Genomic DNA, 12561 nt, shown 5'->3' with positions numbered 1-12561 from the left:
TCGGCTAGTGTGTGGATCACGCCGAGGGGCCAGACCGCAGGTCAAAGCCCCAGAGGTCGTGCGGGTGTAGTTCAGTAGCAGAACATCCCTCTTCCAGAGGGAAGGCGCAGTGTGCAATTCCTGTCACCCGCTCTGCATCACTTCCGGACCACTGCTGTGGATCGGGTAGAGTGATGCACGCATCGCCTCACGGCGGTGCAGTGCATGCGGACGTAGCTCAGTTGGTAGAGCACCACCTTGCCAAGGTGGATGTCGCGCGTTCGAGTCGCGTCGTCCGCTCTGTATGCAGAAGGCCCCGATCATTGCGATCGGGGCCTTCTTCGCATATCCCCTATCCCCACCTCCGGCCACGGGCACCCTGACAAATGTCATCGCCGGTCATGACAGCGCGCACTGCCGACCCGGTCCGGGCGCCGCGACGCTTGAGTCATGACTGACACCGTGATCGAAGCCCGGGACCTGCGCCGCGGCTACACCGGAGGATTCGAGGCCGTACGGGGCGTCTCCTTCTCCGTGGCGCGGGGCGAGATCTTCGCCCTGCTCGGCACCAACGGCGCGGGCAAGACCTCCACCGTCGAGCTGCTGGAGGGACTGGCCGCGCCGAGCGGCGGGCAGGTCCGCGTCTTCGGCCTCGACCCCCTCACCCGGCGGGCCGAGGTCCGGCCGCGCACCGGGGTCATGCTCCAGGAGGGCGGCTTCCCCTCCGACCTCTCGGTCACCGAGACGGTCCGGATGTGGGGCGGGGTCACCACCGGCGCCCGCCCGGCGGCCGAGGTGCTGGAGCTGGTCGGCCTGGCCGCACGGTCCTCCGTACGCGTGAAGCAGCTGTCCGGCGGTGAGCGGCGGCGCCTGGACCTGGCGCTGGCCCTGCTCGGCCGGCCCGAGGTGCTCTTCCTGGACGAGCCCACCACCGGCATGGACCCCGAAGGCCGCCGGGACACCTGGGCCCTGGTGCGCGAGCTGCGGGAGCAGGGCACCACGGTGCTGCTGACCACGCACTACCTGGAAGAGGCCGAGGAGCTCGCGGACCGCCTCGCGATCCTCCACGAGGGCGAGCTGGTCCTGACCGGCACTCCGGCCGAGGTGACCGCCACCCGGCCGGCCCGGATCCACTTCACCCTGCCCGACGGGGTGCCCGCCGCACGGCTGCCGCTGTCGTTGCGGGCGGCCGCCTTCGGGCAGCGCATGGAGATCCGTACCGAACGGCTCCAGGAGGACCTGACCGAACTGCTCGGCTGGGCCCGGGAGAACGGCGTGGAACTGGCCGGGCTCGACGCCCGGTCCGCCTCCCTGGAGGAGGCCTTCCTGGAGATCGCCCAGAACCGCCGCAGCGCCGGCGACCGCACCGACGACGACACGATGGCGGGGACCCGATGAACACGCTCACCCTGAACGCCGGCCGGATCACCGCGCTCGGCCGCTCCGAACTCACCCTGCTGGTGCGCAACCGGGCCACGCTCGGCGTGGCCCTCCTGATGCCCCTGCTGATGGTGTTCATCCTGCGCTCCTCCCTCAGCGGTGTCGAAGGCGCCGAGGCCATCGGCGAGGCCACCTTGACCGGCGGGATCGGCATGGTGCTGCTCCTCGTCGTCTACATGAACCTGGTCTCCGCCTACGTCGCCCGGCGCGAGGAGCTCGTCCTCAAGCGGCTGCGCACCGGCGAAGCCCGGGACCTGGAGATCCTGGCCGGGACCGCGCTGCCCGCCGCCTGCCTGGCCCTCGGCCAGATCGCCGTCCTCGCGGTCGCCGGGGCGGTCGCCCTGGACGTGCGCATGCCGCAGAACCCGCTGCTGCTCGTGGCGGCCGTCCTCGCCGGCGTCCTGCTGCTCGCCGCGCTGTCCGCGGTGACCAGCTCCTTCACCCGCACGGTGGAGACCGCGGGCCTCACCACGCTGCCGCTGTTCCTGGCGACCGTGGTCGGCGCGGGGCTGTTCGCGCCGACGGACTCGCTGCCCGACCTGGCGGCCTCCCTGTGCGAACTGCTGCCGCTGAGCGGCGTGATGACCCTCGTACGGGCCGGCTGGAGCGGCGGCGCGGAGGGCGGGGACCTCATGGGGGCCGGGCTCAACACGCTGGCCTGGATCGTGATCAGCGTGTTTGCTGTCCAGCGGTGGTTCCGCTGGGAACCGCGTCGCTAGAACGAGTCGGGGGACGGGAACCGTGTCGAAGCTGACCGGGTGGTGGAAGAACCGCAGCAGTGCGGGGAAGGTCGAGCTCTACACACGGGGGTCGTTCCACCTGTTCGTGCTGATCGAGATCATGTCGTTCGGAATGCCGGCGTTGGGCGCCGCCGCCGAGAACTCCTCCGATCTGGCGCTGCCCTTCTCGCTCTTCCTGCTGCTGTGCGCCCACGCGGTGCTGTGCGGGGTGCTTTCCTCCAAGGCGCTCACCTGGGTGGTGGGGCGGCGCGAACGCCCCACCCGGCCGGCGGCGGCCACGGCCGCCCTTTCGGCCGCGGCCGTCCTGGTGATCCTCGCCCTGAAGGCGACCGGGAAGATCGACGCGCCGGCGTTGGCTCCGACGCTGGTGCTGGGGCTCACCTGTTTCACCGCCGGATCGCTGGTGCTCTGCATGCGGTCGGTCCGGAACATGCGGTACGTCGCCCCGGTCGCGGCGGCCGGGACGGGGGTGGCCGCGCTCGCCCTGGGCCTGCCGGCCGCACATGCTCTGGCGTACTTCGGCGGGGTGCTGCTGTGCTGCCTGTTCTTCAGCGCCACCAGCGGGTTCTCGGCCTGGCTGCTGAGGACCGTCCACGAACTCGACCGGGCCCGCGAGGTCCAGGCACGCCTTGCGGTGGCGGAGGAACGCCTGCGGTTCGGCCGTGACCTGCACGACGTGATGGGCCGCAACCTGGCGGTGATCGCGCTCAAGAGCGAGCTGGCGATACAGCTGGCCCGGCGCGAACGGCCGGAGGCGGTGGAGCAGATGATCGAGGTGCAGCGGATCGCCCAGGACTCCCAGCGGGAGGTACGGGACGTGGTGCGGGGCTACCGGGAGGCGGACCTCGCGGTGGAACTGGAAGGCGCGCGCGGGGTGCTCAGCGCGGCCGGGATGGACTGCCGCGTGGATTTCCGGGCGGACCGGGAGCTGCCCTCCGAGGTCCAGTCGGCGCTCGGCTGGGTGGTCCGCGAGGCCACGACGAACGTGCTGCGGCACGGGGACGCACAGCGCTGCCGGATCCGGCTGGCGGCTCCGGAGAGCGGCCCCGTGACGCTGGTGGTGGAGAACGACGGCGCGCCGGAGGCCCCCGCGGGGCCGCCCGGCTCGGGACTGGCCGGGCTGCGGGAACGGCTCGCGGTGCTGGAAGGGACGCTGGAGGCGGGACTGGTCGGCGACGGCCGGTTCCGGCTGCGTGCGGAGATACCGGGCGGACGGCTCGAGGGACTGGAGGTGCGGGCATGAGCCCCGTACGCGTACTGCTCGCCGACGACGAGCACTTGATCCGCGGGGCGCTGGCCGCGCTCCTCGCGCTGGAGGACGACCTGCTGGTCGTCGCGGAGGCGGCCTCGGGCCCCGAGGCGCTGGCGATGGCGCGGGCCCACCGGCCGGACGTGGCGGTGCTGGACCTGCAGATGCCGGGGGCGGACGGTGTGAATGTCGCCACATCCCTGCGGGCCGAACTGCCCGGCTGCAAGACGATGATCGTGACCAGTCACGGCCGTCCCGGACACCTGAAGCGGGCCCTGGCGGCGGGGGTGCGGGCCTTCGCCCCGAAGACGGTCTCGGCGCAGCGGCTGGCCGAGCTGATCCGGACCGTGCACGCCGGAGGCCGTTATGTCGACCCGGAGTTGGCGGCCGACGCGATCAGCGCCGGGGACTCCCCGCTGACCGCCCGGGAGGCCGAAGTGCTGGAGCTGGCGGGGGACGGGGCGCCGATCGCGGAGATCGCGGAGCGCGCCTCGCTCTCGCAGGGGACCGTCCGCAACTACCTGTCCTCGGCGGCCACGAAGCTGGGTGCCGAGAACCGGCACACGGCAGTGCGTCTCGCGAGGGAGCGGGGTTGGGTATAGTAGGTCTCGCCTTACGGCGCTTGCGGACATAGCTCAGTTGGTAGAGCACCACCTTGCCAAGGTGGATGTCGCGCGTTCGAGTCGCGTTGTCCGCTCTGTAAGGAAGAAGCCCCGGTCCTCGGACCGGGGCTTCTTCGTTCCCCTACGACCAGTCCAGGCCGGTCAGGCGCTCGTACGCCTCGATGTACTTCGCACGGGTCTGCGCGACGACCTGCGTCGGGAGGGCCGGCGGGGGCAGTTCGCCCTTCCGGTCCCAGCCGGAGGCTTCCGAGGCCAGCCAGTCGCGGACGTACTGCTTGTCGAAGGAGGGCTGCGAACGGCCCGGCTCCCACTGGTCGGCCGGCCAGAAGCGGGAGGAGTCCGGGGTCAGCACCTCGTCCGCGGCGACCAGGGTGCCGTCCTTCGGGTCGAACCCGAACTCGAACTTGGTGTCGGCCAGGATGATCCCACGCCCACGGGCGATGTCCCGGGCGCGGCTGTAGACGGCGAGGGTGGTCTGGCGCAGCAGCGCGGCCGTCTCGACGCCGGTGGTGCGCGCGACCTCCTCGTAGGTGACGTTCTCGTCGTGCTCGCCGACCTCGGCCTTGGCGGCCGGGGTGAAGATCGGGCCCGGCAGCTCGGAGCCGTCCACGAGGCCCTCGGGGAGGCCGAGGCCGCAGACCGTGCGGGTCTGGTTGTACTCGGCGAGGCCCGAGCCGGTGAGGTAGCCGCGGGCCACGCACTCGACCGGGACCATGTCGAGGTTCTTGCAGATCAGGGTGCGGCCGGCCCAGTCGGCAGGGGCGCCGGCGGGCAGGTCGGTGGAGATGACGTGGTTCGGGACGAGGTCCGCGAGCTGGTCGAACCACCACAGGGAGAGCTGCGTCAGGACGCGGCCCTTGTCCGGGATCTCCGTGGGCAGCACCCAGTCGAAGGCGGACATGCGGTCGCTGGCGACCATGACGAGGCGGCCGTCCTCGTCACGGTAGAGGTCGCGCACCTTGCCGGTGTGGAGGTGGACGAGGCCCGGAACCTGAACCGGCTCGGGCTTTTCGACGAATCCGGACACGGGGTCTCCCTGTAGATCTGTATGAAGCGCACCCCGATTCTCCCGCACCGGACCCGCCCCGGCGGACGCGGGTGGTCCGGCCCCGGGTCCGCGGCGGGTCAGTCGTGCTTGCAGATCCGGTCGAGGAGATTGGCCGTGGCCCGCTGCACGCGCTCGTCGACGTGGCCGGGGCGGTCGAGGGCCGGGGACCAGGCGAACGTGCCGGACGCGAAGACCAGCGCGCCGCTGGGCGCCCGGTAGAGGGAGGTCTCCTGGTGGCGGCGGTGACCCTCGCTGTCGAGGTACGGAGAGTGCGCCAGCAGGATCCGGTCCTGGTGCTCGGGGAGCTGGGTGCGCGGGAAGTAGCGGTCGGCCTCACCCGCCACCAGGCCGGGCAGCTCGTCGTTCTCGCCCGCGCCGGTGGAGTCCCAGAGCCAGTGGGTGGCGTTGCGCACGATCAGCGGCGCGGGTTCGGGGACCCGGCCCGCGTACTGGATGCCGAGCAGCTGCTGCTCCGGGCGGTCGACCTCGCGCCACAAGCTGGGGCGGCCCGGGCCGCGCCGTTTTCGGCAGGTCAGGAGCCGGTCGGCGACCCCGGAGGGCGACGGGCCGAGCTCGACCTGCCAGTACATGGTGTTGGCGGAGAGGAAGACGAGCGAGGTGCCGTGCCGGCGGGCGCGCTCGACGGTGCGGCGCATGGGAGCCGACCAGTACTCGTCGTGGCCGGGGAAGACCAGGCCGCGGTAGCGGGTCGGGTCGACGCGGCCGGCGTGCAGGTCGCGGGTGTCGGCGTAGGCGATGTCGTAGCCGTAGCGCTCGGCCCAGCGGATGAAGTCGTAGGCGTGGCCGACGTGCAGGGGCAGGCCGGCGCCCGCGTAGGGGCGGTCGAAGGACACGGTGACGGCGGCGTCCTGCTCGCCGAGCAGCCGGCCCTCCTCGTCCCAGGCGTGGTAGAGGCTGGCGCCGCTGCGGCCGTCCTCCGGATAGAGGTTGTAGGCCTGCCAGGTGATGTCGGGGAGCAGGAGCAGGAGGTCGGCGGGGTGGTCGTCGCGGACCGTGAAGGGGATGTGGGAGCGGTAGCCGTCGGCGGTGGTGAGCACGGCGACGTACGCGCCGACGCTCCAGTAGGAGGGCACCTGGAGGCGCCAGGACAGCCACCAGTGGTGGCAGGAGACCGTGCGGTCGGCGGCGAGGGGGGCCGGCTGGACGATGCCGGAGAGCCGGGGGCTGGTGGTGATCTTGGAGGCTCCGTCGCCGCCGTAGTGGCCGATCCGGTAGACGTCGACGGAGAACTGCTGGGGCGGGTCGACGGTGATGTGGAAGTCGATGGCCTCACCGGGGGCCACGCCGCCGGTGGAGGCGAAGCCCTTGATCTGGCGGTGCACGTCGTCGGCGGTGCGGGGGCCGCCGTTTCCGCGGGCGCGGGGGATCTGGCCGGTGCCGGCGGCCGCGGCGGCCGGGTCCACGTACCAGGGCACGACCTGGCCGGTGTCGTCGAAGTAGAGCTCGCTGCCCCGGAACCAGGGCAGGGGGCCCTGCCCGAAGGGGTCGGACACCGCGTGCGCGAGCGCACCTGACTCCCAGCGACGGATCTGGTCCGCACCCATGACCGCTCCCCTCCCTCGATCCCCCGAACGGGCGTACACCGCGCCTCGGCGCGCGGCTCCTGGCTGAGCTGAGGCGGTGTTTCTCGGCGCCCGCCTCGGGACGTCCAGCCGCGACCGGTCCCAGCACATCACATAACGCACGCAGTCCGTCACTGTTCGTCGTGAATTGACGTGATCGGAACATTGACATCCGGTTGCTCGTACGCGCCGTAGCGCTCCCCGGGGCGGCCCTCCTCGGCCCGCCTCAGACCAGGCGGACCGGCTTCTCCGGGCGGACGCCGAGGGCCGAGAGCCAGTCCCGCAGCGGCTCCGGATTCCCCTCCTCGATCAGGCACAGCACGCGCGGCGCCAGGTCGGAACGGCGGTCGCCGCCCACCAGCAGGACCGGCCCGTCGAGCCAGTCCAGCCCGGGGGTGGCCCCGGCCGAATCCACGGCCGCGCAGCACACCATCGCCGTGACGTGGTCGGCCAGCAGGTCCCGGCCGCTGCGCGGCGGCTGGAGCGGGAACAGCGGGACGGCGTCCGCGCCGCGTGCCTTCCCGGCCCGGGCGGCCGGGCCGGCGGCCCGCTCCTCGCGGGCCAGCTCGCCGGTGATCCGGCCGGCCAGCGCCTCGCCGGCCGCGCCCTCGCCGCCGAGGTCGGTGAGGTAGCCGAGCACCCGCTCCAGGGTGGGCCCGGCGAAGGCGTCCGCGCCGGGCGAGGACGAGTCGGCGGCCGCGAGCGTGGCGGGGCCCGCCGCTCCGGCCGCTCCGGCCGCTCCTGAGGAGCCGGAGCGGGCCGCGGGCCCGGCGGAGCCGCTCGGGGCGGCAGGGGCCGCGGGGGCGGCCGGAGCGGGGGAGCTTGAAGGACCCCCGGGCACCCCCGCCGGGACGGCCAGGGCGTCCAGCGCCACGTGCAGGCGGGCCGCCTCCGTCCGCCACTTGCGGTCCACGACCTCCTCCGGATACGCCGCCCAGTCCACCGGGGACCAGTCCGGCCCGGCCTCGGCCGGACCTCCGTGGAAGAGCCGCGCGGCCAGCAGCGAGGTCGCCTCGTCGATCAGCCCGGGCTGTTCCAGCAGGTCGCAGGCGGGGCGCTCGCCCAGCCGCGAGGTGAACCCCTCGGCCAGCCGGTCCCGCCGGGAGAGCTCGGTCAGCGCGGAGACCACCCCGGCGTCGAGGTGCGCCGGCCAGCGGCCCATCCGCCAGGCGGGCAGCGCGACCCGGGTCAGCAGCCGGTCCCAGCCCGCGTAGGCCAGCCCGACCTGCTCCTGGGCGACGATGCGCAGCCCGTAGTCCACACCCTGTGCACGCTCCGAGGCGGCCGCGGCCACCCCGCGCTCCATCTCGGCGGCGTCCGTCCGGCACAGCCGCAGCAGCAGCCGGGCCGGCGGGGCGATCCAGCCGAGGCCGCGCCGGCCGCCCACGTCCACGGCCGCGTCCAGGCCGCGCACGAAGCCGCGCGCGTCGGCTATGTCCGGGTGCGCGGAAGGGCCCGTACCGGCGACGACGGGCGCGAGGACCGCCCGTAGCTCGGCGACCCGCATCCACCACAGGAAGGGCGAGCCGATCACCAGCACCGGGGCCGCGCCCGGCTCGGACTCCGGCCCGACGGCTCCGGGTGCGGCCCCGAAGACGCGGGCGGCGCCGCGGCGGTGGGCCGCGTGGCTGCGGTCCTCCAGCCAGCTGTCGCAGTCCGGCGTCAGCGCTATTGCGGAGGGCGGCGGCACGTCCATCCGGTCGGCCAGGTCCCGCACCAGCCGGTAGAGATCGGGCGCGGCAGCTTCCGAGAGGGGCACCGTCGGCGTCACGGCGGGGCTCGCCCGCAGCACCACCGCGGCGAAGGCGCCGCCGACGAGCAGCACGATCGCGGCGACCACGCACACGACGAGGGTCACCGCGGGCCAGGGCGCACCGGCCAGCCGGCCCGTCGCCCGGGCGGCCACCAGGACCACCGCGAGGGCGGCGGGCAGCAGCCCGACGGCCAAGGCCCGGCTGCGCACGCGCAGCACGGCCAAAGCGCGGGACCGCGCGGACGGTGCACCCGCTTCCATGATCGAACCCGTTCCGGACACGGCCGGACCTCACCCCCTCTGCCCTGCGGCGACGTTGCTCACTCCCCCACTGTGACACCCGCCACTGACATCGCAATGCCGGTGGGCCAAGTGCCGGAATGCTTGCGCCGCACCCTAGTTGGGGCACGCGCGGGCGTCAGGCAGACCGGAGGACGATCACCCGATGGAATGTCTTTGGGTAAAGCTGGCTGCGTTCGAACGCGGCCGGATGCAGTCGCACGCGGACACGCCCGCGGGCCCGGGCGCACGAGATGCGCACCGGGCCCGCGGGTCTGCGGAGCCGCTGGTCAGCGGCCCTCGGCCGCCTTGGCCGCAATATCCGTACGGTGCTGCGAGCCGTCGAGACGGATGCGCGCCACCGCCTTATACGCCTTCTCGCGCGCCTGCGCCAGGTCGGAACCGGTCGCCGTCACCGACAGCACACGGCCGCCCGCGCTGACCACCGCGTCGCCCTCGTGCCGGGTCCCCGCGTGCAGCACGTAGGCGTCCGGCCCGTCCTCGGCGGCCACCTCGGCCAGGCCCTCGATCGGGTCCCCGGTGCGGGGGGTCTCGGGGTAGTTGTGGGAGGCGATGACCACCGTGACGGCCGCGTCCTCGCGCCAGACCAGCGGGGGTACGGCTTCCAGGGTGCCCTTGGCGGCACCCAGCAGCACGCCTGCGAGCGGCGTGCGCAACCGGGCCAGGACCACCTGGGTCTCGGGGTCGCCGAAGCGCGCGTTGAACTCGATGACGCGGGTACCGCGGCTGGTGATCGCGAGGCCCGCGTAGAGCAGCCCGGAGAAGGGGGTGCCGCGGCGGCGGAGCTCGTCGACGGTCGGCTGGAGGACCAGCTCCATGACCTCGTCGACCAGCTTCGGGTCGGCCCAGGGCAGCGGGGAGTACGCGCCCATGCCGCCCGTGTTGGGGCCCTCGTCGCCGTCCAGGGCGCGCTTGAAGTCCTGCGCCGGCTGGAGCGGGACCACGGTGACGCCGTCGGTGATGGCGAAGAGGGAGACCTCGGGCCCGTCGAGGTACTCCTCGATGACCACCCGGTCGCAGCCGAGCGCGTGCGCGCGGGCGACGGCCAGGTCCTCGGTGACCACGACGCCCTTGCCGGCGGCGAGGCCGTCGTCCTTGACGACGTACGGGGCGCCGAAGGCGTCGAGGGCCTCGTCCACCTCTTCGGGAGTGGTGCAGACGTAGCTGCGCGCGGTCGGGACCCCGGCCGCGGCCATCACGTCCTTGGCGAAGGCCTTGGAGCCTTCGAGCTGCGCCGCCTCGGCCGACGGGCCGAAGACGGGGATCCCGGCGGCACGCACGGCGTCGGCGACGCCGGCGACCAGCGGGGCCTCCGGGCCGACGACGACCAGGTCGGCTTCGAGTTCGGTGGCGAGAGCGGCGACGGCAGCGCCGTCGAGGGCGTCGACCGGGCGGAGCTCGGCCACCTCGGCGATGCCGGCGTTGCCGGGAGCGCAGTACAGCGCAGAGACGGCGGAGTCGAGGGACAGAGAGCGGCACAGGGCATGTTCGCGGGCGCCGCCGCCGATGACGAGGACCTTCACGCTGCTCAGCCTAGCCGGGACCGAGCGGTCACCTTCGTGCGGCCACCCAATCAGGACCGGCTACTCGTTTGTGTATTCCTCCACAACGGTGGCTCCGAGCTCGCGCACGATCAGGTCGTGTCCGGTCAGCGCGCTCTCGACGAGGTCGGGGTCGTCCTCCTCGGCGAAGTCGTCCTCGGGGGCGACCGGCGGGGGCGCCTGCTGTACGGGGGGCTGCGGGGCGGGAGCCGACTGCTGGGGCGGCTGCTGCGGCGTGTACTGCGGGGCGGGCGGGGTCTGCGGGGCCGGGGCCTGCTGCTGCGCCGGGGCCGGCGGCGGGCTGTAGGCGGGGGCGGGCGCGGCCGGGGCCCCGTACGAGGAGCCGTACGAGGAGGTCGGGACCGGGGCCGGGGATCCGCCGCCGACGACGGCCTCGATCTTCCAGTTGACCTGGAACTGCTCGGCCAGGACCGCCTTCAGGACGTCCTCGCTACCGCTGCTGGCGAAGTTGTCGCGGGCCCCGACATTGGGGAAGCCCAGCTGGAGGGTGGTCCCGTCGAAGCCGGTGACCTGGGCGTTCTGGCTGAGCAGGATCCAGGTGAAGCGGCGGCGGTTCTTGACGGCCTCCAGCACGCCGGGCCACATCGCCTGCACCTGCCCGGCTCCGGCGGCCATGCCGGGGGAGGGCGCGGGGGCCGCGGGGGCCGCGGCGGGGGCGGCGGCAGCCGGGGCGGCGGGCGCGGGGGGCGGGGCGGACGCGGCCGCGCTGGGCCAGGCACCGGCGGCGGCCGGTGCCGCCGCCCCGGGCCAGGCACCGGGCGCACCGCTCCCGGGCTGCGCGGCTCCCGGCCAAGCGCCGGGGGCGGGAGCGGGAGCGGGAGCAGGAGCAGGGGTCGGTGCGGGAGCGGCAGCAGGCGCGGGGGCCGGGGCGGCCCGGACCGGCTCGGGAGCCTGCACCGGAGCGGGGACGGGCGCGGGAGCGGCGGCGCGCGCGGCGGCCGCACCCCCACCGGGACCGGCGGGGGCCATGGCATGCGCCTCGGGCCCGGGCACGTAGCCCATGGCGGGCGCGGTGGCCGGCGGCGCGGCGAAGGCCGCAGCGGCGGGCGGGCCGCTGCGCTCCAGCCGGTCGAGCCGGGCCTGGAAGGACCGCTCGTCGTCGAAGGCGGCGGGCAGCAGCACCCGGGCGCAGATCAGCTCCAGCTGCAGCCGCGGCGAGGTCGCGCCCCGCATCTCGGTGAGCCCGGCGTTGACCAGATCGGCGGCGCGCGACAGCTCGGCGGCCCCGAACACGGACGCCTGGGCCTGCATCCGCTCCACGACGTCGGCGGGGGCGTCGATCAGCCCCTTCTCCCCGGCGTCCGGCACGGCGGCCAGGATCACCAGGTCGCGCAGCCGCTCCAGCAGGTCGGCGACGAACCGGCGCGGGTCGTTCCCGCCCTCGACGACCCGGTCGACGACCTCGAACGCGGCGGCCCCGTCCCCGGCGGCGAAGGCGTCGACGACGGAGTCGAGCAGCGAACCCTCGGTGTAGCCGAGCAGCGAGGTGGCCATGGCGTACGTCACACCCTCCTCGCCGGCGCCGGCGAGGAGCTGGTCCATGACGGACATCGAGTCGCGCACGGACCCGGCGCCGGCGCGCACGACCAGCGGCAGGACGCCGTCCTCGACCGTGGCGCCCTCGCGCCCGCAGACCTCGCCGAGGTACTCCCGCAGGGTGCCGGGAGGCACGAGCCGGAAGGGATAGTGGTGCGTCCTGGACCGGATGGTCCCGATCACCTTCTCCGGCTCCGTGGTGGCGAAGATGAACTTGAGGTGCTCCGGCGGCTCCTCGACCACCTTCAGCAGGGCGTTGAAGCCCGCCGAGGTGACCATGTGGGCCTCGTCGATGATGTAGATCTTGTAGCGGCTGGACGCGGGCCCGAAGAAGGCCTTCTCGCGCAGGTCACGGGCGTCGTCCACACCACCGTGCGAGGCGGCGTCGATCTCGATGACGTCGATGGACCCCGGCCCGTTCCTGGCCAGGTCCCGGCAGGACTGGCACTCCCCGCAGGGGGTGGGGGTGGGACCCTGCTCACAGTTCAGACACCGGGCGAGGATGCGCGCGCTGGTGGTCTTGCCGCAGCCGCGCGGCCCGCTGAACAGGTACGCGTGATTGACCCGGTTGTTCCGCAGGGCCTGCATCAGCGGGGCAGTGACATGCTCCTGCCCGATGACCTCGGCGAACGACTCGGGGCGATAGCGGCGGTACAGCGCAAGGGACGACACGTATACGAGGTTATCCGGGCCCACCGACATCAGCGGCCCGCCGAAGCCCTTCCAGGGCATCCCGTACGGCGCCCGG

Annotated in this window: 9 protein-coding genes and 3 tRNA genes; 7 read left to right on the top strand and 5 right to left on the bottom strand. The window is 73.8% G+C overall.

Features of this window, described 5'->3' with window-relative positions:
- The first annotated feature begins 60 nt into the window (after window positions 1-60).
- The 7 genes from OG594_RS02880 (at window position 61) to OG594_RS02850 (ending at window position 4105) form a co-directional block, all read left to right on the top strand.
- A tRNA-Gly gene (locus OG594_RS02880) sits at window positions 61-132 on the top strand.
- Between the two features lie 74 nt (window positions 133-206).
- Window positions 207-279, top strand: a tRNA-Gly gene (locus tag OG594_RS02875).
- A 150-nt stretch (window positions 280-429) separates the two neighbouring features.
- Window positions 430-1377: an ABC transporter ATP-binding protein gene (locus OG594_RS02870; RefSeq protein ID WP_266594915.1), complete on the top strand. Its 948-nt coding sequence runs from the start codon at window positions 430-432 to the stop codon at window positions 1375-1377.
- A complete protein-coding gene (locus OG594_RS02865; protein WP_266594914.1) occupies window positions 1374-2138 on the top strand; it encodes an ABC transporter permease in 765 nt (254 codons plus the stop codon). Before OG594_RS02870 ends, OG594_RS02865 begins: the two co-directional genes overlap by 4 nt.
- 22 nt (window positions 2139-2160) lie before the next feature.
- On the top strand, window positions 2161-3402 hold the full coding sequence (locus OG594_RS02860; RefSeq protein WP_266594913.1) for a sensor histidine kinase: 1242 nt from the start codon (window positions 2161-2163) through the stop codon (window positions 3400-3402).
- Window positions 3399-4010 carry a response regulator gene (locus OG594_RS02855; protein ID WP_266594912.1) on the top strand — a complete coding sequence of 204 codons (612 nt, stop codon included), beginning with the start codon at window positions 3399-3401 and terminating at the stop codon, window positions 4008-4010. The genes OG594_RS02860 and OG594_RS02855 overlap by 4 nt, the downstream gene beginning before the upstream one ends.
- Window positions 4011-4032: 22 nt before the next feature.
- Window positions 4033-4105: transfer RNA gene (locus tag OG594_RS02850), tRNA-Gly, on the top strand.
- Between the two features lie 47 nt (window positions 4106-4152).
- Here the strand turns inward: OG594_RS02850 and OG594_RS02845 are convergent.
- The 5 genes from OG594_RS02845 to OG594_RS02825 form a co-directional block, all read right to left on the bottom strand.
- On the bottom strand, window positions 4153-5058 hold the full coding sequence (locus OG594_RS02845; protein WP_266594911.1) for a phosphoribosylaminoimidazolesuccinocarboxamide synthase: 906 nt from the start codon (window positions 5056-5058) through the stop codon (window positions 4153-4155).
- Between the two features lie 98 nt (window positions 5059-5156).
- Entirely contained in the window at window positions 5157-6644 is a 1488-nt protein-coding gene (locus tag OG594_RS02840) for a N,N-dimethylformamidase beta subunit family domain-containing protein (protein ID WP_266594910.1), read from the bottom strand.
- A 244-nt stretch (window positions 6645-6888) separates the two neighbouring features.
- Entirely contained in the window at window positions 6889-8676 is a 1788-nt protein-coding gene (locus OG594_RS02835; RefSeq protein WP_266594909.1) for a hypothetical protein, read from the bottom strand.
- Window positions 8677-8984: 308 nt separating this feature from the next.
- Window positions 8985-10238, bottom strand: a complete 1254-nt coding sequence (purD, locus tag OG594_RS02830; RefSeq protein WP_266594908.1) for a phosphoribosylamine--glycine ligase — start codon at window positions 10236-10238, stop codon at window positions 8985-8987.
- 60 nt (window positions 10239-10298) lie between these two features.
- Window positions 10299-12485, bottom strand: a complete 2187-nt coding sequence (locus tag OG594_RS02825; RefSeq protein WP_266594907.1) for a DNA polymerase III subunit gamma and tau — start codon at window positions 12483-12485, stop codon at window positions 10299-10301.
- Window positions 12486-12561 lie beyond the last annotated feature (76 nt).

The organism is Streptomyces sp. NBC_01214, from assembly GCF_026340975.1.
GTDB lineage: Bacteria > Actinomycetota > Actinomycetes > Streptomycetales > Streptomycetaceae > Streptomyces.
Note: the sequence above shows the minus strand (reverse complement) of the source record. Positions and strands in the feature narration are given on the sequence as shown.